Origin of the sequence: Synechococcus sp. MVIR-18-1, from assembly GCF_014279835.1 — a bacterium.
Classification (GTDB): domain Bacteria; phylum Cyanobacteriota; class Cyanobacteriia; order PCC-6307; family Cyanobiaceae; genus Synechococcus_C.
Genome location: NZ_CP047942.1, coordinates 1939997 through 1964003, shown reverse-complemented (window position 1 = coordinate 1964003; position 24007 = coordinate 1939997). Strand labels below are relative to the sequence as shown.

The following is a 24007-nucleotide window of genomic DNA, read 5'->3' as shown; positions in this document are numbered from 1 at the left end:
AACTGCCAGTGGATGAATTCGTCTTTGCTGAGCTCAGCGGCACATTTCACTGTTTTGTTCAGATTCCGTGGCGATCGGGCCACAGTTAAACCAACGCACAAACCCGACTTCCACATCGGTGAATAACACCAAAATTCCTGCGCAAAGGAAGGCAACAGCCACAGCGGCTCCGGTTTGACGGCGATTCATCAAGAAGCCTGTAAACGATTGATCTCGGTTTCGACCTTAGCTTTCACGTTCTGAACCTGCCATTGCCTGGCAAGGGCCGCGGCATTTAGTTGTTCCAGTGGTGGTAATTCGCAGAGCAAAGGGACATCGCCGAGTTCATTCAGGGTGCGGGGATTATCGGCATGGGAAGGGCCATTGATCACCAGCCCAAGGATTGGAATGTGCCGACTTCTCAGTGCTTCCAAACTGAGAAGCGTGTGGTTCAAGGTTCCCAGCTCACTGCGGGCTACCAACACCACCGGAAGCTGCCACCGTTGCAATTGTTGGATTTGCAGCCAGTGGCGTGTGAGTGGCACCATCAGGCCTCCAGCGGTCTCCACCACCAACGGTTGATCGATGGCTGGCAACTGGAGCTGCTCGGGGTCAATGCATCGCCTCTCTTGTTCAGCAGCCCAGTGCGGTGAAACGGGAGCTTGGAATGCATAGGCTTCTGGTTGCCAACGCTCCTCGGGAAGCTCCAGAAGATCGATGACCCGTTGACGATCACCACCGCCTTCCGTTCCGCTTTGGACCGGTTTCCAATAGGTGGCTTCTAAGCCTTGAACAAAGAGGGCGCTAACGATTGTTTTTCCGACATCGGTGTCTGTTCCGCAGATCACCAAACGAAGGGGAGGCGTATTCATCGCTCGATCACCAGGATTTGGATCAACCAGGTCAATCTGACTTGCCCTTCAGCAGATCGCTCAGGCCAGTGGGCGCTGAGCTGACGCCATTGCTTCACGCTGAGAGCTGAGTGGGTGCTGGTTCCGGCGCCAATGTTTTGCATGGGCCTTAAGAGAGCCGTGATGTGGCTGGCTTGTTCGCTAAAGCAGAGCTGTTGTTGTTGCCTGACCTGCTGTTTCGGTATCGAGGCCAGCAACGCTTGGGTCGTTGGAAAGGACAAGGCCGAGCAGGGGACTGCCGCTTGGTGTGCCGCTGCCTGCCATTGCGGGAAGCAGCCTTCAACCGGCAGCGCCACGATTAACCACCCACCAGGGGCTAGACACTCGAACCAGTTCTGCAGTCTTGTGCCGGGATCGGACAACCAGTGGAGGCAGAAACTGGAGGCGATCAGCGTTGGTGCGTCGTCCCAGGATTGGAGGGGCTGATTTAAATCCCACAGCTGCGTGTGGTCTGGACGGGAGTTGCGGGCCAGCATGGATGGGCTTCCATCGATGCGTTCCACCACCCTGCCGGGGTTCCGTTGTTCGATGGCATCGGCAAGCAATCCCGTTCCACTTCCGAGATCCAGCCATCGACCTGATGGAATGGGGAGTCGCTTGCAGCACCCGGCGAGTCGCCAGGCCATAGCCGTTTGCAGACGGGCTGCCTTGTTGTATTGGGCTGCTGCGCCATCGAAGCGTTGTAGAACCTTTGCCCCCCAGGAGTTGCTCATCGCTCTTCAGGGGCCTGATCGAGCCATCGCTGGATGCGCATCAGTAGATCTGGCACCAACAGTGCATGCCCGCTATCGGGCATGCACCAGTGCTCTGCTGGATGCTGCAGTCGGGTCTCAACTGCATCGCGCAGCTCTTGTCTGGCGACTGGCACCACGATTGCGTCTTGTTCTGCCTCTACCACCAACACTCTGGTTGTTGCTTGCAGCCCTGGCGGTAACTCTGCGCTTGCGATCAGCCGATCTAAGTCGTCGGTTAAGCGTTGACGCCCCTGGCTGGACAGTCCTTCGTGAATGGGGCCGCGTGGGAGGCCGTCTGGCGGCGATGGCGCTGCCGCCCGCCTTAAAAAGGTCGTGAGCATCTCGGCCTCAGCCTCGCTACCAAGGCAGCGGCGCATGCTCTTCAAGCCGGTGTTGAGCGCGCGACCTTTGGCTCCTTGCGGCACAAATCTGGAAAAACTTGCCAGCAACACCACATCGGTGGCCTTGGCAAATACGGCATCTGGGAGCAGATGCGGCCCTAGGGAGTGGGCAATTACTACGCGGCGTTGCAGCTTTATTGGATCTTGGTCGTCTTGCCAAAAGGGCATGTGCTCCTGGCGCTTGCCATAACCACGCTCACCGCTTTGCCAAGACCAATGGTGATGCTTGAAATGCCGGATCCAGGGCGCCCATGAATGGCTGTCTCCGCTCCAGCCGTGCATAGCGATGACCTGTTTCATCGGGACCTATCGGCTCAGAGAGAGGGCTTGAAGCAGCGTGTCCAATGTCCCATCGGGCAGGAGCCGACGTACGACAAGGCGAAGTCGGGCCGTTCCTTCGGGAACGGTGGGGGGACGGATGGCAATGCTCAACAGCCCTGCGGCTTCGAGGGTTTGTTGGCGATCAAGAGCTGCTTGGTCTGAACCGATCACGAGGGGGAGAATCGGACCTGCTCCGCCTGGACGGGTCCATCCAGCGGCAGCGAGAGCGGAGCGCCACTGTTGGCTCGTTGCTAGGAGTTCCTCCGACCAATTGGGATGGCGTTGCATCAGCGTTAATGCTGCAAGAGCTGCTGCGGCAAGGGATGGTGCTAACGCTGTGGTGTAGCGAAAGGCGCCACTGGTTTGGAGCAGGGTTTCGCCGAGGTCTGCATCGCAGGCCAGAAAGGCTCCACCGCTTCCAAAGGCCTTCCCAAAGGTGCCACTGAGCATGGTCACAGCCTTGTGAGGGAGGGCATGGCTGAGACCACGTCCCCCATCTCCCAGGACGCCCAGGGCATGGGCTTCATCCACCAGGAGTCGGGCAGCGTGGCTGGAGCAGAGCTCAGCCATGGCGCTCAGGTTGGGACTGGTGCCCTCCATGCTGAATAGGCTTTCCGTGATCACCAGCGGTTGTTGTCCTGGGTGCCGGTCCCGGCAGCGCTCCAGTTTGCGGTTGAGATCGATGAGGTCGTTGTGGGCAAAGCGCTGTAGGCGCGCACCACTGGCTTGCACTCCAGTGAGTAAGGAGTGATGACAGAGCCGGTCAGCCAGTACTGGCGTACGGCGGTCGGCGAGTGCAAGAACGGCGGCAAGATTGGCTTGAAATCCGCTTGGGTAGAGCAGAACGCGATCTCGGTTCAACCACTGCGCTAGCTGGTGTTCCAGTTGGTCATGCACCGGGCGGCTGCCGCTCACGAGCCGGGACCCACCGGCTCCTACCCCGCTTCGCTTGATTTCTTCTGTTGCTGCCGCGATGAGCTCTGGGTGCTGAGCCAGATTGAGGTAATCGTTGCTGGCTAAATCCACCAGACAACGCGGCTCCTCATCGCCTTGATCGGTGGCATGGACTGGAAGCAGCCCTGATCCATTTGGATTGGGCCTCCACGTGCGGAGTTGACGTCGGCGTGCTTGAGACGGGCTGCTCATGTTGGCCAGTTTGCTGCTCCCTGCTCGCGCAATCCCTAGGATTCAACGATGGTGTCACCGGATGTTTCCCAGCTGTTTCCATTCCCTTTAGATGGGTTTCAGTTGGAATCGATTGATGCCTTGAATCAAGGGCATTCCGTTGTGGTGAGTGCTCCCACGGGATCTGGCAAGACGCTGGTAGGCGAGTACGCCATTCATCGGGCGATTGCCCATGGTCAAAAAGTGTTCTACACAACACCTCTAAAGGCCTTATCCAATCAAAAGTTGCGCGATTTTCGCGAAGAGTTTGGAGCGGAAAATGTTGGCTTGATGACGGGTGACCTGAGCGTTAACCGTGAGGCTCGAGTGGTGGTGATGACCACCGAGATTTTCCGCAACATGCTTTATGCCGAGGTGGATGAGCATGACGATCCGCTTGCCGATGTGGAGTCGGTCGTTCTCGATGAATGCCACTACATGAATGATTCTCAGCGGGGCACCGTCTGGGAAGAATCGATCATTCACTGTCCACCTTCAGTCCAATTGGTGGCGTTATCCGCCACCGTTGCCAATGCGGGGCAACTCACCGATTGGATCGAGAAGGTGCACGGTCCGACACGTTTGGTGCTCAGTGATTTTCGTCCGGTTCCTCTGCAGTTCAGTTTTTGTAGTGCGAAGGGTCTCCATCCGCTTTTGAATGAACAGGGGACTGGAATCCATCCCAATTGCAAGGTTTGGCGTGCTCCAAAAGGGCACAAGCGCAAAGGTCGTTCGCCAAGGCCGCCTCAGCCGGAAGCACCGCCGATCAGCTTTGTGGTGGCCCAAATGGCGCAAAGGGAGATGCTCCCCGCCATCTATTTCATTTTCAGTCGACGTAATTGTGACAAGGCCGTGCGCGACCTTGGGGTGCAGTGTTTGGTCACAGAGGCCGAGCAAGCCATCATTCGCGATCGGCTTGAGGCCTATACAGCCGCAAATCCTGAGGCTGTACGCGATGGCCTGCATGCAGACGCGTTGCTACGCGGGATTGCTTCCCATCACGCCGGAGTGCTGCCTGCTTGGAAAGAGTTGATTGAGGAGTTATTTCAGCAGGGGTTGGTAAAGGTGGTGTTTGCCACCGAAACATTGGCGGCGGGCATCAATATGCCGGCGCGCAGCACGGTGATCGCATCGCTCTCGAAGCGCACAGAACGGGGGCATCGCCCCTTAATGGCCAGTGAGTTTCTGCAAATGGCTGGTCGCGCGGGCCGTCGCGGTTTAGACACGCAGGGCTACGTGGTGACTGTTCAGAGTCGATTTGAGGGGGTACGTGAGGCGGCTCAGTTGGCCACAAGCCCTTCTGATCCGTTGGTGAGTCAATTCACCCCCAGCTACGGCATGGTGCTCAACCTGTTGCAGCGTCATGACCTAGCTAAGGCAAGAGAGCTGGTGGAGCGCAGCTTTGGCCGCTATCTCGCCAGTTTGGATCTGGTAGATGAAGAAGATCATCTTGGTGAGTTGCGGATGCAGCTGGCCCAACTGCAAGGCACGGCCGGTGATGTGCCGTGGGAAGACTTTGAGGAATACGAGAAACATCGTGGCCGTCTCCGCGAGGAGAGACGTCTGCTCAGGATTCTTCAGCAGCAGGCTGAAGAAACCCTGGCCCACGAACTGACGATTGCCCTTCAGTTTGCAAGCGTTGGATCGTTGGTCAGCCTTAAATCCCCTCGGCTGCGTGGGGGGGTAACGCCGGCCGTGATCGTGGAGAAATGCGATGGCCCTGGGCAGTTCCCCTTGTTGCTTTGTTTAACGCAAGACAACGTTTGGATCCTGTTGCCCTGTCAGGGGGTCGTGAGTTTGCATGCGGAATTGAGCTGTTTGCAAGTTGATGGCGTGATGTCACCTGATCTCAGCCGTTCCGGTGAGCTCCGTCATGGCGATCAGGAGAGTGGACGTTTGGCTTTGGCGGTGGCACATATGGCACGTCGTCATGACATGACCACCGCTCAGTACGACTTGGCGGGCGAAGTGTTGGCTCAAGTGCGCCTCGTCCAGGAGTTGGAAGATCAGCTAGAGGGGCATCCGGCTCATCGCTGGGGAGATCGCAAGCAACTCAAGAAGCACCGGCGACGCATGGAAGATCTTGAACATGAAATCGGTGAGCGTCAGCAATTGCTCCATCACCGTTCCAACCGGCATTGGGAGACATTCCTGGCTCTCATTGAGATCCTGCGGCATTTTGGCTGCCTGGATGACTTGGAGCCCACGGAGATTGGTCGCACCGTTGCCGCTCTTCGTGGCGACAACGAGCTCTGGCTAGGCCTGGCACTGATGAGCGGTCATCTCGATGAATTGCCTCCAGCAGAACTGGCCGCTGTGTTTGAGGCGATCAGCACGGAGGTGAACCGCCCAGATCTATGGAGTGCATTCCCGGCCCCTCCTCTTGCCGAAGAGGCCCTGCATGAGTTGTCAGGGATCCGTCGGGAGCTTCTGCGGGCTCAGGAGCGCTTCAAGGTGGTGGTGCCCGCTTGGTGGGAGCCTGAATTGATGGGCTTGGTTGAGGCTTGGGCCAAGGGGACAACCTGGAATGATCTGATCGCTAACACCTCTTTGGATGAAGGCGATGTCGTGCGGATCATGCGGCGCACAGTGGATCTCTTAGCCCAGGTGCCTTATTGCGAGGCGATTAGTGAGCAGCTGCGCAAGAACGCCCGTGCGGCGTTAACCGCGATTAATCGTTTCCCGGTTGCCGAGGCTGATCAGGTGCTTAAGGCCGCGGCTGCCGAATCCAGTGGCCTCAATGCAGCGACTGAACGGGCGGCCTGAACGGATCAAGGGTTTGTCATGGCTGCAGGGTCAATAATGCGATCGAACTCCGTCGCACTCACATAGCCCAGCTCTAGGGCCGCATCGCGCAGGCTTGATCCCTGCTCGTGGGCGTACTTAGCGATCGCACTGGCCTTGTCGTAACCGATCACAGGTGCCAGAGGAGTTACGAGCATCAGGGATTGCTCCACGTCGCGTTGGATGCGACTGCGGTTGGGTTCGATGCCCTCCACCATGGCCACCCTGAAGAAATGGCAGGCATCGGTGAGCAGCTTGATCGTCTGCAGCAGGTTGAAGCCGATCAGAGGTTTGTAGACATTCATCTGCAGGTGGCCGCCTGCCCCGGCGATCGCAACGGCCGCATCGAGGCCGATCACTTGGGTGCAAACCATGGCCATCGCTTCGCACTGGGTGGGGTTCACCTTTCCAGGCATGATCGAACTGCCGGGTTCGTTCTCAGGTAAGTGCAGCTCCGCTAAGCCGGCACGTGGGCCGCAGGCGAGGAGACGGAGGTCGTTGGCGATCTTCAGCAAGCTCACCGCGAGGAGTCGCAGCTGGCCCATGGCATTCACCAGTCCGTCATGGCTTGCCATCACAGCAAATTTGTTTGGTGCCGAGACCAAGGGCAAGCCGCTCAGGCGTGCCAGTTCAGTCGCGGCCTGGTCTGCAAATCCGTCTGGGGCATTGAGGCCCGTTCCAACGGCGGTGCCGCCGAGCGGGAGCGGGTACAGCTCCTGCAGTGATCGTTCGATCCGGTTCCTGGCACTTCTGAGTTGATCGCGCCAGGCCGAAGCTTCTTGGCCAAGGGTGAGCGGCACCGCATCCTGCAGGTGGGTGCGGCCAATCTTCACGATGTCTTGCCAGGCCACACTCTTGGCGGCAAAAGCATCGCTGAGACGTTGGACTTCCGGCAACAGTCGGTGTTCAATGCCGGCGGCAGCAGCGATGTGGATCGCTGCTGGGAAGGCGTCGTTGGTCGACTGAGAGCGGTTGACGTGATCGTTGGGGTGGACCGGCTGATGGCTTCCTAATGGCTCCCCTTCGCTCCGCGAAACCAGGTTGCTGATCACCTCATTGACGTTCATGTTCGTTTGGGTGCCGCTACCGGTTTGCCAAACCCTCAGGGGGAATTGATCGTCGTGATGCCCCTCGGCAATCTCAGCAGCCACCTTCACGATCAGGTCGCGTCGGTGGTTATCCAACACGCCAAGGCGAGCGTTCACGATCGCCGCCGCCTGTTTGATTTGCGCTAGGGCATGGATCAGATCAACAGGAACGCGGTCATCGCTGATGGCGAAGTTCTGGAGAGAGCGCTGGGTCTGTGCCCCCCAGAGGGCCTCAGTCGGCACCTCCACCGGCCCCATGCTGTCGTGTTCGGTCCTAGTTGTTTGGGTCATGACTTTGCGTCAGGGCGAAGCACCATCACGATGATGAGCAGCATCCCGCTGACGCTCACCACCACGTAAATCCAGTCGGCATAGGGAGTCCAGAACATTCACTCAGAGTCCGAGTCGGTCCCAGACCACCCCCAGGTTGGCTTGGTGCAGCTCGGTGCTGAAGCACTCCGCCAGTTGGTCTGCATTGAGCTTGTTGCTCACCTCAGGATCGCTCTGAAGGTTGGCGCGGAAGTCACCACCATTGGTGTTCCAAGCGCTATGGGCATTGCGCTGCACCACGGCGTAGGCATCCTCACGGCTCATTCCACCATCCACCAGGGCGAGCAGGACTCGTTGGCTGAAGACCACGCCTCCATAGACGTTCATGTTGCGGACCATGTTTTCTGGGTACACGCCGAGGCCAGAGATGACGGCGGTCATCTCACGCAGCATGAAGTGCAGGGTCACAGAGCAGTCCGGCAGCATCATCCGTTCTGTTGAGCTGTGGCTGATGTCACGTTCGTGCCAGAGAGCCACGTTTTCAAGGGCTGCTACCACGTAGCTGCGCAGCACGCGCGCTAAACCGCTGATTCGTTCGCTGCGAATCGGGTTGCGTTTATGGGGCATGGCCGAGCTTCCTTTCTGTCCTTTGGCGAAGCTTTCTTCAACCTCCAGAACATCGGTGCGCTGCAGGTTGCGAATCTCGGTGGAGAAGCGATCGAGCGAGGCTCCAACCAGGGCGAGGATCTGCACGTAGTCGGCATGGCGATCGCGGGAGATCACCTGGGTGCTCGCTGTGTCGGGAGTGAGGCCGAGGATCTCGCAGGTGAGCTTTTCCACCTCTGGATCCGTATTGGCGTAGGTGCCCATCGCTCCGCTCACCTGCCCTACCGCCACATCACGCTCTAGGCGAGCCAGACGCTCATGATTGCGGCGGGTTTCGGCCAACCAGCCAGCCAGCTTGAATCCAAAGGTGATCGGTTCGCCATGGATCGCATGAGAACGGCCGATCATCACGGTGGCTTTGTGTTCCGCCGCCAGCTTGGCAATCGCGGCGTCTAAGCCTGCCAACTCTTGGCGCAGCAGCGCGACGGAGGCTTTCAACTGCAGCGCCAGGCCCGTATCAAGCACGTCGCTACTTGTCATGCCGACATGGATGTAACGCCCGGCATCACCAACGTGCTCATTCACATTGGTCAAGAAGGCGATCACGTCGTGGCGGACCTCCGCCTCGATCTCAAGGATCCGCTCCGGTTCAAACGCCGACTGTTCGCGAATCGTTTGCATCGCGTCCTTTGGAACACGACCAAGCCTGCAGTTGGCCTCACAGGCTGCAACCTCAACATCCAGCCAACTTTGGTATTTGGCCCGGTCTGTCCAGATCTCGCCCATCTCGGGCAGGGTGTATCTCTCGATCAAGGGCCAGCGCGTGGCGACAACTCAACCAATGTATGGCGCTGAAGGCTTGGACATTGCGCGTGGCGTCAAGCGGAGGTGAGACGGCGATGCTCAACTTCCCACTGAACGTTCTGTCCCCAGGCTTGCTGACGCACCCAGCAAAGGCCGCCACGACATTCGATCACTTGAAAGGGAGGCAGATCTGTAGGTTGGTTATCGAGGGTGACGAATGAGCCTGGAGCGAGCAGTTCGAGAACGCGGTTCGACGCCTCGCTGGATTTGAGACAAAATTTGGCCCGAAGGGATGGGCGACGTCCGCTTTTGATGTTGACAACGTTGTTGGCTGACACGGACTTGCGTGCGGCTTCGCAAGATTTTCAGGGAGGTCTGCGGAACTCCTGGTGGAACTCCGGTATTTGTTTCGGTTTCACGGTGCTTTTATGTCGAAATGGCTCGTAAACAGCGTTTAGATCTCCACATGCTGACGTTGGGCTTGGCGGCATCCCGTCAGCAAGCACAACAGCTGATTCGTGCCGGCAAGGTCAGAGACCATCGGGGCCAGCTGCTCGACAAGCCAGGTCACACGGTTTTGCCCGATCTCGAATTGATCGTGGAGCAGCCTCCCCGGTTTGTTTCAAGAGGGGGTGAAAAGTTGCTGGCAGCGCTGGAGGCTTTCCCTGTCTCGGTGGAGGGGCGCACCTGCCTTGATGGCGGAATTTCGACGGGTGGCTTCACCGATTGTTTGCTGCAACACGGGGCCAGTCGGGTTTATGGAATCGACGTTGGCTATGGCCAGACGGCCTGGAGTTTGCGCATCGATGAACGTGTTGTTCTCAGAGAGCGCACCAATTTGCGTCGACTTAGCGCAGCTGAGCTGTATGGGCCTAATGACGTCCTCCCCACTCTGGCTGTCGCAGACGTGTCGTTTATATCCCTCGCACTCGTCCTTCCAGCAATTCGCGCCTTGCTGCAACCCCAAGGGAGCGAAGCGTTGGTGTTGGTGAAGCCCCAGTTTGAGGTGGGACGCGATCGGGTGGGAAAAGGGGGGGTGGTGAGAGATGGTTTAGCTCACCGGGACGCGATTGCATCAGTGATCTCTGCAGCAGATTCCCTGGGATGGAATGCCCAGGGAGTGGTGGGGTCTCCGATTACCGGTCCCGCTGGCAACCACGAATATCTGTTGTGGTTAAGCGAGCTTGAGCCACAACAGATCTCGGACGAAAAGGTTCAGCAGGTGGTTCAGGACACGCTGGAATCAGAGGGCTGAGCTGTCACGATCACCGGTGCGAATGCGCACGACGGTGTCGACAGAGGAGACAAAAATCTTGCCGTCGCCGATCTCGCCTGTTTTCGCTGCTTCTGCAATGGCGTTGATCACAGCATCGACGCGGTCATCGTCAATCACAACCTCAACTTTCAGCTTCTGCAAAAACTCAACAGTGAATTCAGAACCGCGATATCGCTCCACTTGCCCCTTCTGACGACCAAATCCGCGCACTTCGCTCACGGTCATGCCAACGATGCCAGCATTAACCAAAGCCAATTTCACATCTTCAAGCTTGAAGGGACGGATGACGGCTTCGACCTTTTTCATGGGTTGTTGAGGAATCGATTCTTCGAGTGTGTCAGGAATTGCGCTGAGATGACAGGGCCGGGAGAGGAGAAAGATTCAATCCGGCGTTCGAGGCATCCTCAATGAGCTCATCGGCATTGGAGTGACTCACCGTGGCAAGTCCCTCAGCGAGAAGCTCCCAATGGGACATCTCGAAATGAGTCTGGAGCCAAAGCATGCCGTGAACGCTCTCAGGCTGAAGTCGGAAAGCCTGTCCTTCGCTTATCAGACTCAGATCCATTGCAAGCAAGCCGAATACCTCCCCATTAGGCCTGCATTCCGGCCGATGAGTTGTACGCCTTGATACCAAATCAGGCGGTGCTGAGATCCGCTCAACGGTCTTGGAAGGGTGGCTTTAGGGTCTTTTGCTGGAGTTTTCCTTACTCGTTTCATGAGCAACCCAGGCACTGAGCTCACCAAAACTCCGCTCTACGGCGAAAGGGCTATTGCAGATGCGGAGTTGATCTGTTTCGACAATCCCAGGGTCGGGCGCCCTTATGAGGTGTCGATCGAATTGCCGGAATTTACTTGCCTCTGCCCGTTCTCGGGTTATCCGGATTTCGCGGTGATGCGCTTGATTTATCAGCCAGGACCTCGAGTCGTTGAGCTGAAAGCGATCAAGTTGTACATCAATCACTTTCGCAACACTTCGATCTCCCATGAAGAGGTGGCAAATCAAATATTGGATGATTTAGTGACGGCCTGTGCTCCCGTTTGGATGCAGCTAGAGGCTGATTTCAACCCTCGTGGCAACGTTCATACGGTTGTGAGAGTCAGTCATGGGACCCGTCAACCCTGCTGATCAGGATTGGTAATTCAGCAGCGAAGCCAGCGAGATTTCGATTGCAAAGCCCACCGATGTGAAGCTTTCTGTTAGAGGCTTGAAACGGTGGGGGGTCGAGCACGGCCCATAGTTGTCGGGTTGCGATCAAGCTGAGGCCCCCGCCAAGCAGTGTGATCGCGAATCCTGCATAAACGAGTGGAACCCCAGGGTCACGCTTAAGGAGCAGTCCGCTCGCAGGCATGATTTCGGCCACCCTCAGAGGCAGTCCTTTGATTTCAGTGGATGCTCCGCCTGGTCGCAGGTTGCCAAGCAGCGATCCGTCGGCATCGAACACCTGAACAGGGCCTTGCTCACTGCTCGTGCTCATCAGTACTGGTTCGGATCCATCTGGCCGTGTGGGAAGCACAAGACCCCAAATTTGTTCGCCGAGTTCGGGAAAACTACGGAGGGGTAATTGCAGTTGCGGACTCTTGCCGATCTGCACGGTGATCGCAGCTAGAGACCAATCCGCTTGATAAACGGTCATCCCTCGATAGCGGAGTGGATGATTCACGCTGATCATGCGCTGCTCTGAAGGGCCCCCTGGTGGATCGAGCCTCAGCGTTGATCGGAATTGTTCGGTGCGTCCCGCTGGATCACGCTCAATCGCGAAGCGCTCGAGGGTGAGCGAAAGCCGGTTGTTGCCAGACGGGTCAAGCAGATCAAGAGCTCGGCCTGGCGCAAGGAAGCGTTCCAGCCGGTTTCCAGACAGTGCCCCCCATGCGGCTCCAATCAACAGCAGCACCAAGCCGGTGTGAACCAATAGGGGTCCAACCTTGCCAATCACGCCGCGCCTCGCAGCCAGGCGATCTTCATGCCTTTGGACCTGCCAGCCTTGCTTCTGGAGTTGTGAACTCAGCATGTCTAAGGCCGACTCACCGTCGGAACAGTGAATCGATTCGGCCAATGCCAGCTTGCTTAGTTGCCTGGGTTGGCGGTAGTCAATCCAGCGCGTGGTGGCGAGCAGTGCTGGCCATTGACGACGCCAGCTGCACAAGATCAAGGCCAATCCCAGCCAAGCCAAAAGGCTTAAAAACCACACGCTGGAATAGATGCTGTCCAGCTGCAGTTGCAACATCTGTTCGCCATTGATCAATCCGAGCCATGGGTCCGCATTGAAACGCTCGAGATACAAATCAGGCGCTTCGTTCTGCGGAAGAATGGTTCCTAGGGCGCTGGCTCCTGCAATCAGCAGCAGAAGCAGGATCGCCAAACGAAGATCTGAGAGCAGGGCGAAGAGTCGACGTAGTGCAGGCATCGGCTCAGGTCAGTCTCGCTAATAAGGTGAGAGTGCCTGTGGCAAGCAGGATCACGCCACTGATCGGTGGAACCCACCGGCCGATGGGCCGCAACGCCAGCAACCGTGGCAGCGAGGCTGCCAAATTGCCTGCGAGCAGCAGAGGTAACACTTGACCGACCCCGAAGCTTGTGAGCATCAGTACGCCGAGGAGTGGGCGTCCTGTGCTGGCAATCCAGCCCAGTAGAACGGCCAGTACGGGTGTTGTGCAGGGTGATGCAGCGAGCCCAAATGCCAACCCTGCAGCGACCGGTGCTAGCGGAGCTGGCACCTTGCTAGTCCAATGCATCGGGTCTGGCCCGGCGGGAAGGGGGATTCGAACGACTCCAAGCAGATTCAGTCCCATCACCACTGCTAAGACCGCAACAACGGTTGGGACTAAACCAGGAACTTGACCGTAAATGCGGCCGAGCAATCCACTCAGGCTTCCCAGAACAACCAGGGCACCAACGATGCCAGCGCAAAATGACAGGCTGCGTTGCCAAGGTTTCTGCTTGCTATCGAATCCGGCTAGGTAGGCGAGCGTGACCGGCAGCAAAGACAGGGAACAAGGGCCCAGGCTGGTTAAGGCTCCTCCTGCAAAGACAAGAGCCACGGTGATGGGACCAGGCTGCTGCAGCGCATGGTTGAGCAGTTGCTCGCTGCTGCGCGCAAGGTCGGACAATGCCAGCTCGAATGAGGAAATGGTTGTACCGGTGAGGCCGGGCTCAATTCAAGATCACCTTATCCACGACGCTGTTGCTCGCGGAGGCTGCGACCACCGATTAAGCCGGTGGACTCGAGTGAGCATCGGATCAATAAGCCAATAATCACCATGCTGGAGAGCAACGAATTTCCTCCGTAGCTGACCAGTGGGAGTGGGAGGCCTGTTGTGGGCATGGCCCCTGAGGCCACTGCAATATTCATCAGGGACTGTCCAACCAGCAGGGTTGAACAGCCAATGGCTGTAAGCCTTGCCTGGTTGCTTCGGCAGCGCAAGGCAACACGTAGCCCCAAGAAGCCCATCAACATTAGAAAGACCAGCAACATCACAGACCCGACGAACCCGAACTCTTCGGCATAGACAGCGAAAATAAAATCTGTGCTTTGGATGGGCAGATATTGAAGTTTCTGGGTTGATAGCCCGAATCCCTGGCCAAAAGTTCCCCCTGATCCAATCGCCAGCAGGCTTTGAATGAGTTGATAGCCATCCCCCTGGGGATCGTTCCAAGGATTTAGAAACGAGATCACCCTGATGCGCTGGTATTCATTGATCAGGATGCTGCTGATCCCGAGCATGCCTCCGGCCAGTGCGGTTCCAAACAGTTGAAGCAGGGGAAGCCCTGCTGAAAAAGCCATCAACCAGATCAACAGACCGATCAGGGCCGCGGTGCTCAGGTTCGGCTGTTTGAGGATCAGCAGAACGAGGATGGCGAAGCTTGCTAGCCAGAGCAGTTTTTGATCGAGTGCGTTCCGCTTCCAATGGGCGAAGAGATTGGCAGCCTGAAGAACGACAAATGGCTTCACCAACTCTGATGGTTGGATCTGGATGGGACCGATCACCAGCCAGCGACTTGCTCCATTCACCGTGGTGCCCATGACCAAGGTGGCTGCCACCATCAGGCAGCCGATCCATAGGCCAGGGCCGGCGATTTTGAGCCAACGTCTAAGCGTTGTGGAAGCAACGAACGCCATCAGGCTCCAGCTAGCCACCATCCAGACCAGCTGGCGTTTCAGGTAGTACGCCCCTTCTCCTTGTTCGCGAGCGGCAACCCACCAGCTGGCGGATGCCAACACCAACAATCCAGCAACGCACCAGATGGCTGTGAGACTCAGCAGGAGCCTCGCCTCTGTTGGCCAAAGGGACCAATCAAGAGGCAGCAAACGTTGCCAGAAGCTACGCGGATTAGATGCCGAGTTCTTAGGGCCTTGTAGAGCCCTCTTCCGCGTGGGCCGGCTCCTTCTGGAGGTCACGCTGGTGTCGCTCAAGAGATGAAGTGATGAAGAGTCCGGCTTCTATTGAGCCGCCCTCTGAACGTTTTGCCAAGCCAATACAACAAAAAAACCCGACCTAGGCCGGGTTGTGGTGTTGCAATGAAAGGTGTTGGTTGTTAATTTCCAACGTTGACCTGACGGCCACCGGTACAAAGTTCAACTTTGATGATGCGGCCACCTTGCTTCTGGATGCGCTGTTGTTCAGCGAACCAGCTCTCGTAGGGAACCCACTTGGTGAAAAAGGTGTTCTGCAACTCACGCTGTGAACGAACCTTCTCAGGAGAGGGGATGCAGGCTGTGACCTTGAAGAGACGCATCAGTTGCCAAGTCCAGAACAGATGTAGTCGAAGTAGACACCCATCTCCTTGCCGGCATCGGGGCCGACGAGGGAAGCCGTGACTTGCTTCATGGCTTGAATGGCCTGGACGGTTGCGCCGATTGGCACGCCCAAGGAGTTGTAGGTCTCCTTAAGACCGTTCAGAACACGCTCATCAAGGATTGAGGTATCACCGGCGAGCATCGCGTAGGTGGAATAGCGCAGGTAGTAATCCAGGTCGCGAATGCAGGCTGCATAGCGACGCGTGGTGTACATGTTGCCGCCTGGACGGGTGATGTCCGAATACAGCAGAGCATTAGCAACAGCATCTTTGATGATCAAAGATGCGTTAGTGCTAATCGTTGTTGCAGCCTTGACGCGTAGTTCGCCACTGGCGAAATACGACTCGAGGCTGCTCATGGACGTGGTGTCCAAATACAGGCCCTGAACGTCCGACTTGTTGATGACGTTGGTGATCGCGTCTTGCATGGATCAGAGAAGTGACGTGGAGAGGTGATGGTTCCGTTGATTTAGGCGAGGGAGCCAATCACGTAATCGAAGTAAAAACCAGCCTCTTCGGCGTCTGAGCCGGTGAGGATGCCCATGGCGACTGACTTCATTTCGCGCACAGACTCAGCCATGGCTTCGAGTGGAGTGCCAAGTGAGCGATAGAGCTCACGGGCGCCAATGACGCCAATCTCTTCGATCGGAGTGACATCGCCTGCCACTACGCCGTAGGTGACCAGGCGGAGGTAGTAATCCATGTCCCGCAAACAGGTTGCGGTCATCTCTTCGCCGTAGGCGTTACCGCCTGGAGAGATGACATCAGGACGCTTCTGGAACAGCTGGCCGCCTGCTGTTTTGACGATGCGTTCCCGGCTCTCGCTGAGAACCTGGGCTACACGCAGGCGCCGCTGGCCGCCGGTGACGAAGGACTTGATTTGGTCCAGTTCGCCAGGGCTTAAGTAGCGGGCTTCGGCGTCCGCGTTGATGATCGAGTTGGAGACGATGCTCATGCAGTTCTACCTCGAAACAAGCGGCCACCCGTAGGAGACCGATATCCGGTGAGTGATGGGTGTGGTTGGTAGATCTCCGAGGAGATCGTGGAGCAGCTTAAAGGCCGCAAGGGGGTGGATCAGAAGATCCGAGACGAAAGGCCTGCAGATGTTGTATCTGTTGACGTTCCGCGGGTCGGGGCTGGGTCGACTTGATGAAGTTGAGCCGGCCTCTTCCAAAGATATTTTCGTGCAATCTGCCCATCTGAATTGACATCGGTAACAGATCTTCACTGCTTGTTCGGAAAGCGAAAATGTGATGGAGTCAAAGGGCTTTCGCTTAGAGTTTTTGACAACAAAGCAATAAAAAAGCCGGAGATTTAATTCCGGCGTTTTTATTGCTTCCTGTGATTTTTTAGGAAATAAATAACATCAAAGAGCTTTTTGTGGTGGCGGAGTCATGCCCGCTGGGCCTCGATAGAGAGATGCGGTGCGAGTGATCGTTTCCTGAGGGACTCCTTGTTGGGTGTTCATTCCATCGAGCCCCGGAAGGCTTGATGATTCTGTGTTTGCAGTCCTTTGGGCTAAGAAGTCACTGACGGCAGCTGGCTGACCTGATTCAAATCGGATTCTCAAGAAGCGACTGGTCTCTGAAGGCGTTGAGGCTCTTCCCAATAAAGCCAATGAAGCTGCGGTGGCGGCTCGAAGAGGTGCCATGCAGAACAGTCGCTCCTGGAACTCATCGCCAAGTGCTACGGCTTCAACAAATCCAGCCAGGTCAATCTGCCCATCGCGAAGCTTGGACTCGGCGATAACCATTCTTTGTTGTTCGAGCGGAACTTTGTTGAGCAATTGTTGATAAGTAGCGTCGACGACTTGGCGCAAATCGCTTTCGTCAAAAGGTCTTCGTAGCGTTGGGATTGTTGGGAGACCACCGCGGAAGAGATAGCCTTCTGCCTTGCCAATGGGAAGGGCTGCACGCAGCTGAGCATCGGCTGTATTGGACTTAGTGCTACCAGTCTTTTTGCTACTGATCGGAACGAATGGAGATGTGCCGGGTGAGGTGGATTGCCTTCCACGAGTGCGCATCAAGATCTTCCATTGCGTGGCAGGGGAGGCACTTTTTAAGCCAGTTGCCCACATGTCGCTCACGTCTTTACCTGAACTCAGATTTCTTGTCGTGACATCGCTAGAACCCACAAACTTGTCGCTTCGAATGGGATCGGGGCGCTGGCGCAGGGTCGTATCGGCTATGCGCTCAACCTGCACGTCTCGGCGAAGCCCTGGAGCGCGCCTTACGGTGAGGTCATTAGGGGTGATAAAGCGTTCATAGGGAACCGTGTCATCACCGAAGCAGTCAGAAAACTCTTTGCCGTTAATGAGGGCCTCAACAACGCCGTAGAAGCCTTTGCGAGCAGCGGTGTCGAACAGAGCATCAATTTCCCAGCGGCCAAAGGTGGGTCGGCCGAGTAACCGCCGATGGATCACTTCGATGGCCTTCGTGATGTAGAGGCCTTCCCAATAGCGACGACGGAAGGGGTTGGAGCAGGCGACTTGGCGAATGAACTCACGCAAGTTGATATCGCCGTTCTCCAGTCTGTTCTCAGCGCTTTCAACTCTTTCTCCGGAGTAGCCGGTGTTTCCAAGGACCTGCACGTAAACAGCTTTAATCACAGCTTGGGTGCTGGATTCTGTGCCGCGAATACTGGGTTGTCCGCCTCGGCGTGGAAGCGAATTTCCCCCAGTGGCGATCTGCTGTAGGCGTACAACAGTGGGCCCAAGTCGGCGCGGCCGGCTGCTGCGGAACTGTGGACTGTCCATTTGCCCAGGTTGGGCGAGGCCATTGCTTACAAGCAGGCGACGGGTGCTGTAGCTAAACGGCGCTGGGCGTGTTGAAACCGATGCTGTGGAAGACGGGAAAATTGCGCCGTATTGATTGCCGATCGGATCATTTCCGCCGCCATAGACGTGCTGGTCTCCTAGGGGCTGGCGGTAGGACGCGTAGAGAGTGACGTATTGGGGTGCCGATTCAAAGGGAGCGCTGAAACGGAACAAACGGCGATTGGAACCCCAGCCAGCACTTTCTTGGGCTTCTTCACCGAGATCGCGCAGGTAAGGAACGGTTTCCTCCCCAAAGGTTTGGGCGTACTCAGCTCCATTAATCAGCACATCAACAAGCCCGTTGAGCCCCTGGTTGCTGACGATCGAGAACGCCTTGCGGAATTCTTCCAGAGAACTAATCCCACGGCCTAGAAAATGTCTATAAGCAAGCTCGACGACCCGGCTGTTAACAAAGGGTCCATAAAATTGGGTTCTGTATTCGTTGCTTTTCCCCAGAGCACGAATAAATTCGCGCATGGACAATTTGCCTTGGACGAGCTGGCTGGCTTCCACTTCACTGGGTGTTTGTGAGTAGCCCTTGGCGATGTCACGTTCGAACACCTGCCGATAGGCGGCGCGAACAACCTCTGCCTTTTCAGCTCCGGATAGTCCCGGACGCATTTCAAAGCGCTGAGCTGTTTCAGCAGCTAAGGCATAGATCGCAGGGAGCTGAAGTCCCTGACGAACAGAGCTTCCTAGTTTCTGGCGCGTTGAAGGTGTTGGAACAGCAAGCTCTTTGAGCAGCACGTCAAAGCATTCGATCGCTAGTCGACGTGCCTCAGGCCGCTCTTTCAAGAGAGCCGCTGCCGCCGCCCGCATTTCTTGCAGTGCCACGTTTGTTGCGAGAAGGGAGCAGCCCTTTTCAAGAACGTCTCGCAACCCCCGAGTGTTCACCGCGAGAATGCTTGGGTCTCCGGCAACTAAGGCATACCCCACGTAACGCAGGAACCATCCCAGGTCGCGCACGGATTTACGCATATTCCCTGGGCCATATTTCGCCACGCTGATGGCGGTAAAGCCTGTGGGTAAAACGACGCGTACATCGCCGTCATCGCTGCTTTGAAGCAGTCTGCTGATGAAATTTCCATTTGTATTTCCAGACTCGCTGCCCGTAAAGGTGCGGACCGAGTCTTGAAACGCAACCTGATCAGCTGCCAATGGAGTAGCGCTAGTGGCTGCCACTTCTCCAGTGCTGAGTGGTTCCTCCAAAAACGAGAGAGGGGTGCCACCTACAAAGATTCGATTGGCGGCACGGGCAACGATCGATTCCGCATTGCTGGCTAGTAGCCGAGCTGCATCAAGCCGATCGTTTCCACTTCTGAAAAAGGTGATCAGGGTGTCGAGTTCACCACCGTCTGGAAAGCGGTCTTGTTGCTCAGCCCGACGGACACTGGAGAGCGGCAGGGTGTCGTACAGCTGAGGGGAAACCCTTGGGCTGCCGCTACTAGCGGTCACTGTCATGAACGAGAGCAAGCCGGATCGAGTCAGGTTACGGCCCATCACTCAGCCTTCTGGGCAGCCATGAACAAATGTTTGCAGCTCTGATGAGCTTTCGGGTGCGATGGCGATCTCCCATGAAATGCTCCCTTGAGCGTTTACTCCCAGAATCGGCGGCCTTATGAACACCCCACCCTCGGATGTGGCTACCCCTGTGGTGAGCGACTTTTATGACCGCTTTCCCTATCCAGCAGATCCGCTTCAAGACGGCCCTCCTCCTGGATACAACTGGCGCTGGTGCCACGACAGCGTGCTCGCTGCGGTGAGAGGTGGGCTCAAAGCGCAGGATTCCAATCCGGGTTCCATTCGCATCCTTGATGCCGGGTGTGGCACAGGTGTCAGCACGGACTATCTCTGCCACCTCAATTCAGGGGCAGAGATTTTGGCCGTAGACATCAGTGCGGGAGCGCTCGATGTGGCGCGGGAGCGGCTGCGCCGTTCTGGAGGCGCTGACCAGGTCAGATCTCTTCGCCAAGAACAATGCAGCCTGTTGGATCTTCAAGAGGAAGGCCGTTTTGATTACATCAACTCCGTAGGGGTTCTGCATCACTTGCGCGACCCGTTGGCTGGATTGAAGGCGCTTGGACAGCGACTAGCCCCTCAGGGGCTTTTGCATTTGTTTCTCTATGCCGATGCAGGCCGTTGGGAGATTCATCGCACGCAGCAAGCCCTGGAGCTTTTGGATGCGGGGACAGGCGCCAACGGCTTGATGTTGGGTCGTGAGTTGTTTTCAGGCTTGCCTGAGACCAATCGGTTGCGTCGCACCCATGAACAGCGATGGGCGCTCGATACCCACGCTGATGCCAACTTTGCCGATATGTATTTGCATCCTCAGGAAACTAGTTATGACCTCGAAAGGTTGATGGCTTTGATCGAGGCATCGGGGCTCTACTTCGCTGGTTTCTCGAACCCATCTGTCTGGGACCCTGCTCGATTGCTCAAGGGTGAATTGCTATCCCGAGCACAATCTTTACCGCTTGCGGACCAATGGGCACTGGTCGAACAGCTTGACCCCGATATCAGTCATTTTGAGTTTTTTGTAAGTGCCCAACCTGTTCAGCCGTTGCTTTGGGACAACGACGAAACGCTGCTCCAAGCAAGTGGTCGACGCCAGCCATGTCTTTGGGGGTGGCCTTCCAACAGCATGTTGGGGCCAGATTTTGAACCCATCTCTATTTCAGATGAGGAATTAAACCTGCTCCGTTTGGTGGATGAAAACCCTGAAGTTCCACTCGGAATCCTTAGTGGGACAGAGAAAACAGTCCCTCTGGCGAGAGATCTCATGAGCAAAAGATTGCTTTTGCTGGAGGTTGGTCATGGAGGATCTGGCGGAAACGCGTGATAGATTCCGCGCGCTTTCTCAGGCGCTGCTTGCAGGCACCGACCTCCACTGACTTGGACGAGGCAACTGCCCCGACCGACTCCGGAATGGAGGGCTATGCCCGACTTCAGCGACGCTTGATGTTGGTCACCCTTGTTATTTCATTGTGTGCGGCTTTGTTCGCATATCTCAGATTTGACTTATTGGTGGCCCGCAGCCTGCTTGTTGGATCCTGCGCCGGTCTTCTTTACCTGCGCCTTCTAGCTCGCAGCGTGGCTCGGCTCGGTGGCGGTTCTCGTCAGGTTGGTCGATTTCAGATTGTGGTGCCGGTGCTTCTCGTCGTAGCAGCGGCAAAACTTCCACAGTTGGAATTGCTTCCTGCCTTTCTTGGATTTCTGCTTTACAAGCCAGCCTTGATTCTTCAGACCGTCATTGACGGCTGACCTCGAGCAACTTCGCTTCTGCCATGGTTCTGACTCCCCTCAATCTGCCGTTCGCCGAACTTGAGGTCGGTCAACATCTGTATTGGCAGATCGGCAACATCAACCTTCACGGTCAAGTTTTTCTCAGCTCTTGGGTTGTGATTGGAGCATTGCTTGCTCTGATCGTGATTGGTACTCGCAAGATGGAGCGTGATCCGAGTGGTGTCCAGAACTTTCTGGAATTCCTTTGGGATTATTTACGTGATCTCGCCCGTGAACAAATTGGTGAAAAGGCCTACCGAGACTGGCTTCCATTCATTGGGACCCTGTTCCTTTTCATCTTTGTCTGCAATTGGGGTGGAGCGCTAATTCCTTGGCGCTTAATCGAACTTCCCAACGGTGAGTTGGGTGCTCCAACCGCAGACATCAACACCACCGTGGCGATGGCTTTGCTGGTGTCTCTTTCCTACTTTTATGCAGGATTGAGCCGAAAGGGGTTGCGCTACTTCGAGTACTACGTGGAGCCAACCCCGATCATGCTCCCGTTCAAAATCATTGAGGACTTCACGAAGCCCCTCTCTCTTTCTTTCCGTTTGTTCGGAAATATTTTGGCCGATGAATTGGTTGTGGCAGTGCTGGCCTTCTTGGTCCCTGTACTTGTTCCACTTCCAGCCATGTTCCTTGGTCTGTTTACCAGTGCCATTCAGGCTCTGATTTTTGCAACTCTCGCCGCTAATTACATCGGTGAAGCAGTGCACGAAGAGGCCCACTAGGTCTTTTCACCCCTATCGCCGATTCTCGGCGATCTGCTAAACAATTCGCGCGCAGGTCCGGGTGGAACCGGGCCCATTCTCTCTAGAGAGGATGTCCCGGGCGCGCCCTGTCCTATTCGCGCTCATCCTGCGCACCCCAAACCGCTTTCCACTAATGAGTGATCTGACCTCCGCCGCCTCCGTTCTGGCCGCTGCTTTAGCAGTGGGTCTTGCCGCTATCGGCCCTGGTATCGGCCAAGGCACCGCAGCCGGCAAGGCTGTGGAAGGGATCGCCCGCCAGCCTGAAGCTGAAGGCAAGATCCGCGGCACCCTGTTGCTCTCCCTGGCTTTCATGGAGGCATTGACCATCTATGGCCTCGTTGTGGCACTGGTTCTACTGTTCGCCAACCCTTTCGCAGGCTGATTGAGATTGCGGCTACAGAGAAGTCTTCCCCCTGTGGTCTTCGCTGTAGCCGCATTCCGATCGATTTGATTTACCCCAGCGCACCCTTCCATGACCTGGCTTCTGCTCGCTGAAGCAGCTGTTCCGGAGGGAGGTCTCTTTGACCTCGATGCCACCCTTCCGCTCATGGCGGTTCAGGTGGTTCTCCTTACCTTCCTGCTTAATTCCCTGTTCTTCCGGCCAGTTGGCAAGGTCGTGGAAGATCGTGAGGGTTACATCTCTACGAGTCGTGCTGATGCCAAGCAAAAGCTTGAGCAAATTAAGCGACTTGAAGCTGACCTTCAAGATCAACTCCGCGGTGCCCGACAAGCTGCCCAGTCAGCAATTGTTGAAGCTGAATCGGAAGTTGATGCTCTCTACCGCGAGGCATTAGCCGAAGCGGAAGCTGAGGCCAATCGCACTCGCGAGCAAGCCCGCAGAGAGATCGAATCTCAGCGTGATGCTGCACAAGCCAGCTTGATGAGTCAGGTCGATCAGCTCAGCTCCCAGATCATCCAACGATTGATGGCTGCCTGATGACTGTTTTCTTTCCCTTGATGGCTGCTGAGGGTGGTTTTGGAATCAACCTCAATCTGCTTGAAACCAATCTGATCAACCTGGTCATTGTGATCGGAGTTCTGTATTGGTTCCTAAAAGGATTCCTTGGCGGCATGCTTCAGCGCCGACGCGAGACCATTCTTCGTGATCTCGAAGATGCCGAGAGTCGTCTTAAGTCTGCTACTGCTGAGCTGGCTGAAGCCCAACAAGAGCTTTCAGTCGCTCAGCAAAAAGCTGACAAGATCCGAGTTGACGGCACTGCTCGTGCACAAGCCATTCGCTTAGACGGCGAAAAGCGCACGATTCAGGCCATGGCTGCTCTGAAGCAAGACGCCCTGGCTGATCTCAATGCCGAAGGTGCACGCCTGACAGAACAGCTACGACGTCAAGCAGCGTTAGCTGCTATCGATCAGGCGATGATCGAATTGCCGAATCGTCTTGACAGCAATGCGCAAGGCCGGCTTATCGATTCCTCCATTCAAAATCTGGGGGATTCCTGATGCCTCTTCTTAATTCTCTAGCCACCCCATACGCAGACGCCTTACTTCAGGTCACCGACGCCCGCAAAGAGTCGGATGAAGTCGCAGCGCAATGCAAAACGCTTCTTACTGCTTGGGAGAGTTCTGAGCCGCTTCGCGACGCGATGACCTCTCCTGTGCTTGAGCCTGATGCAAAGAAAAAAGCTTTAACAAGCCTTCTTGCTGAGCAAATCACTCCTTCGTTGATGAATTTGCTCAAGGTTTTGGCTGATCGCCAGCGCCTTCCAGCGCTTGAAGCAGTGCTCCTGCGCTACCTCGAGCTTTATCGAGAGTCTCGAAATATTGCTTTGGCGCATGTTCGCTCTGCTCAACCTTTAACTGATGAGCAGCAGGCCGCATTAACCACCAAAGTCCAGTCAATGGCTGGAACCAATGACGTCGAAATCGATCTAGAGGTTGATCCTTCGTTGATTGGTGGTTTCATCGTCAATCTCGGTTCTCAGGTGATCGATGCCAGCCTTTCTGGTCAGGTTCGACGCCTAGGTCTTGCCCTCGCTAAGGCGAGCTGAGCTAAGCCCCACCTTCATC

General features: G+C 56.3%; 28 protein-coding genes. 10 read left to right on the top strand and 18 right to left on the bottom strand.

The genetic code is table 11. The features are described 5' to 3' along the window. Positions 1-33 precede the first annotated feature (33 nt). The 5 genes from SynMVIR181_RS10650 to SynMVIR181_RS10630 are packed head-to-tail and all read right to left on the bottom strand — an operon-like array spanning position 34 to position 3492. Positions 34-189 carry a hypothetical protein gene (locus SynMVIR181_RS10650; protein WP_186523810.1) on the bottom strand — a complete coding sequence of 52 codons (156 nt, stop codon included), beginning with the start codon at positions 187-189 and terminating at the stop codon, positions 34-36. Next, positions 189-851, bottom strand: a complete 663-nt coding sequence (bioD, locus tag SynMVIR181_RS10645; RefSeq protein ID WP_186589209.1) for a dethiobiotin synthase — start codon at positions 849-851, stop codon at positions 189-191. Before bioD ends, SynMVIR181_RS10650 begins: the two co-directional genes overlap by 1 nt. After that, a complete protein-coding gene (locus tag SynMVIR181_RS10640) occupies positions 848-1603 on the bottom strand; it encodes a methyltransferase domain-containing protein (RefSeq protein WP_186589208.1) in 756 nt (251 codons plus the stop codon). Before SynMVIR181_RS10640 ends, bioD begins: the two co-directional genes overlap by 4 nt. Beyond that, positions 1600-2325, bottom strand: a complete 726-nt coding sequence (locus SynMVIR181_RS10635) for an alpha/beta fold hydrolase (protein ID WP_186589207.1) — start codon at positions 2323-2325, stop codon at positions 1600-1602. Before SynMVIR181_RS10635 ends, SynMVIR181_RS10640 begins: the two co-directional genes overlap by 4 nt. A gap of 6 nt (positions 2326-2331) precedes the next feature. Further along, a complete protein-coding gene (locus SynMVIR181_RS10630) occupies positions 2332-3492 on the bottom strand; it encodes an aminotransferase class I/II-fold pyridoxal phosphate-dependent enzyme (RefSeq protein WP_186589206.1) in 1161 nt (386 codons plus the stop codon). A gap of 48 nt (positions 3493-3540) precedes the next feature. Here SynMVIR181_RS10630 and SynMVIR181_RS10625 point away from each other — a divergent pair, with 48 nt between their 5' ends. Then, positions 3541-6276 (top strand): RNA helicase, encoded by a 2736-nt coding sequence (locus SynMVIR181_RS10625; RefSeq protein ID WP_186589205.1) that lies wholly within the window; start codon positions 3541-3543, stop codon positions 6274-6276. A gap of 5 nt (positions 6277-6281) precedes the next feature. On the opposite strand, the gene fumC is transcribed toward SynMVIR181_RS10625, so the two are convergent. The 4 genes from fumC to SynMVIR181_RS10605 form a co-directional block, all read right to left on the bottom strand. Next, positions 6282-7673 carry a class II fumarate hydratase gene (gene fumC, locus SynMVIR181_RS10620; protein ID WP_186589204.1) on the bottom strand — a complete coding sequence of 464 codons (1392 nt, stop codon included), beginning with the start codon at positions 7671-7673 and terminating at the stop codon, positions 6282-6284. Next, positions 7670-7771 carry an adenylosuccinate lyase gene (locus SynMVIR181_RS10615; RefSeq protein WP_186589203.1) on the bottom strand — a complete coding sequence of 34 codons (102 nt, stop codon included), beginning with the start codon at positions 7769-7771 and terminating at the stop codon, positions 7670-7672. Before SynMVIR181_RS10615 ends, fumC begins: the two co-directional genes overlap by 4 nt. 4 nt (positions 7772-7775) lie before the next feature. Continuing rightward, a complete protein-coding gene (purB, locus tag SynMVIR181_RS10610) occupies positions 7776-9071 on the bottom strand; it encodes an adenylosuccinate lyase (protein WP_186589202.1) in 1296 nt (431 codons plus the stop codon). Positions 9072-9136: 65 nt separating this feature from the next. Beyond that, on the bottom strand, positions 9137-9400 hold the full coding sequence (locus SynMVIR181_RS10605) for a hypothetical protein (RefSeq protein WP_186590705.1): 264 nt from the start codon (positions 9398-9400) through the stop codon (positions 9137-9139). 98 nt (positions 9401-9498) lie between these two features. Here SynMVIR181_RS10605 and SynMVIR181_RS10600 point away from each other — a divergent pair, with 98 nt between their 5' ends. Further along, complete coding sequence (locus SynMVIR181_RS10600; protein WP_186589201.1) at positions 9499-10317, top strand: TlyA family RNA methyltransferase; 819 nt, start codon at positions 9499-9501, stop codon at positions 10315-10317. On the opposite strand, the gene SynMVIR181_RS10595 is transcribed toward SynMVIR181_RS10600, so the two are convergent. Beyond that, positions 10306-10644 carry a P-II family nitrogen regulator gene (locus SynMVIR181_RS10595; RefSeq protein ID WP_186523801.1) on the bottom strand — a complete coding sequence of 113 codons (339 nt, stop codon included), beginning with the start codon at positions 10642-10644 and terminating at the stop codon, positions 10306-10308. The two genes, SynMVIR181_RS10600 and SynMVIR181_RS10595, sit on opposite strands and share 12 nt — an antisense overlap. Before the next feature lie 31 nt (positions 10645-10675). Beyond that, positions 10676-10903 carry a hypothetical protein gene (locus tag SynMVIR181_RS10590; RefSeq protein WP_186523800.1) on the bottom strand — a complete coding sequence of 76 codons (228 nt, stop codon included), beginning with the start codon at positions 10901-10903 and terminating at the stop codon, positions 10676-10678. 150 nt (positions 10904-11053) lie between these two features. On the opposite strand from SynMVIR181_RS10590, the gene queF reads away from it, so the two are divergent. Continuing rightward, the gene (gene queF / locus SynMVIR181_RS10585) at positions 11054-11464 is read left to right on the top strand and encodes a preQ(1) synthase (protein ID WP_186523799.1); all 411 of its coding nucleotides are present in this window, start codon (positions 11054-11056) and stop codon (positions 11462-11464) included. On the opposite strand, the gene SynMVIR181_RS10580 is transcribed toward queF, so the two are convergent. The 7 genes from SynMVIR181_RS10580 to SynMVIR181_RS10550 all read right to left on the bottom strand — a co-directional run bounded on the left by SynMVIR181_RS10580 (position 11436) and on the right by SynMVIR181_RS10550 (position 19448). Then, a complete protein-coding gene (locus tag SynMVIR181_RS10580) occupies positions 11436-12743 on the bottom strand; it encodes a cytochrome c biogenesis protein ResB (RefSeq protein WP_186589200.1) in 1308 nt (435 codons plus the stop codon). The two genes, queF and SynMVIR181_RS10580, sit on opposite strands and share 29 nt — an antisense overlap. A 4-nt stretch (positions 12744-12747) precedes the next feature. Continuing rightward, on the bottom strand, positions 12748-13416 hold the full coding sequence (locus SynMVIR181_RS10575; protein WP_186590631.1) for a cytochrome c biogenesis CcdA family protein: 669 nt from the start codon (positions 13414-13416) through the stop codon (positions 12748-12750). Positions 13417-13505: 89 nt separating this feature from the next. Further along, a complete protein-coding gene (locus SynMVIR181_RS10570) occupies positions 13506-14750 on the bottom strand; it encodes an FtsW/RodA/SpoVE family cell cycle protein (RefSeq protein WP_186589199.1) in 1245 nt (414 codons plus the stop codon). 122 nt (positions 14751-14872) lie between these two features. Then, a complete protein-coding gene (locus SynMVIR181_RS10565) occupies positions 14873-15073 on the bottom strand; it encodes a phycobilisome linker polypeptide (RefSeq protein WP_006854332.1) in 201 nt (66 codons plus the stop codon). Then, positions 15073-15561 carry an allophycocyanin subunit beta gene (apcB, locus tag SynMVIR181_RS10560; protein ID WP_186589198.1) on the bottom strand — a complete coding sequence of 163 codons (489 nt, stop codon included), beginning with the start codon at positions 15559-15561 and terminating at the stop codon, positions 15073-15075. Before apcB ends, SynMVIR181_RS10565 begins: the two co-directional genes overlap by 1 nt. Positions 15562-15602: 41 nt before the next feature. Continuing rightward, a complete protein-coding gene (locus SynMVIR181_RS10555; RefSeq protein WP_186589197.1) occupies positions 15603-16088 on the bottom strand; it encodes an allophycocyanin in 486 nt (161 codons plus the stop codon). Between the two features lie 411 nt (positions 16089-16499). Further along, complete coding sequence (locus SynMVIR181_RS10550) at positions 16500-19448, bottom strand: phycobilisome rod-core linker polypeptide (RefSeq protein WP_255444264.1); 2949 nt, start codon at positions 19446-19448, stop codon at positions 16500-16502. Between the two features lie 118 nt (positions 19449-19566). On the opposite strand from SynMVIR181_RS10550, the gene SynMVIR181_RS10545 reads away from it, so the two are divergent. From SynMVIR181_RS10545 to atpH, 7 genes are all read left to right on the top strand, one after another. Further along, the gene (locus tag SynMVIR181_RS10545; protein ID WP_186589195.1) at positions 19567-20787 is read left to right on the top strand and encodes a bifunctional 2-polyprenyl-6-hydroxyphenol methylase/3-demethylubiquinol 3-O-methyltransferase UbiG; all 1221 of its coding nucleotides are present in this window, start codon (positions 19567-19569) and stop codon (positions 20785-20787) included. 86 nt (positions 20788-20873) lie between these two features. Next, positions 20874-21209: a hypothetical protein gene (locus tag SynMVIR181_RS10540; RefSeq protein ID WP_186590630.1), complete on the top strand. Its 336-nt coding sequence runs from the start codon at positions 20874-20876 to the stop codon at positions 21207-21209. A gap of 23 nt (positions 21210-21232) precedes the next feature. Next, positions 21233-21961, top strand: coding sequence for a F0F1 ATP synthase subunit A (atpB, locus tag SynMVIR181_RS10535; RefSeq protein WP_186523792.1), 729 nt, complete (start codon positions 21233-21235; stop codon positions 21959-21961). 154 nt (positions 21962-22115) lie between these two features. After that, complete coding sequence (gene atpE, locus SynMVIR181_RS10530; protein ID WP_186525626.1) at positions 22116-22364, top strand: ATP synthase F0 subunit C; 249 nt, start codon at positions 22116-22118, stop codon at positions 22362-22364. A gap of 90 nt (positions 22365-22454) precedes the next feature. Further along, the gene (locus SynMVIR181_RS10525) at positions 22455-22919 is read left to right on the top strand and encodes a F0F1 ATP synthase subunit B' (RefSeq protein WP_186523791.1); all 465 of its coding nucleotides are present in this window, start codon (positions 22455-22457) and stop codon (positions 22917-22919) included. Further along, on the top strand, positions 22919-23440 hold the full coding sequence (locus SynMVIR181_RS10520) for a F0F1 ATP synthase subunit B (protein WP_186589194.1): 522 nt from the start codon (positions 22919-22921) through the stop codon (positions 23438-23440). Before SynMVIR181_RS10525 ends, SynMVIR181_RS10520 begins: the two co-directional genes overlap by 1 nt. After that, positions 23440-23988: an ATP synthase F1 subunit delta gene (gene atpH, locus SynMVIR181_RS10515; protein ID WP_186523789.1), complete on the top strand. Its 549-nt coding sequence runs from the start codon at positions 23440-23442 to the stop codon at positions 23986-23988. The genes SynMVIR181_RS10520 and atpH overlap by 1 nt, the downstream gene beginning before the upstream one ends. Positions 23989-24007: the final 19 nt, after the last annotated feature.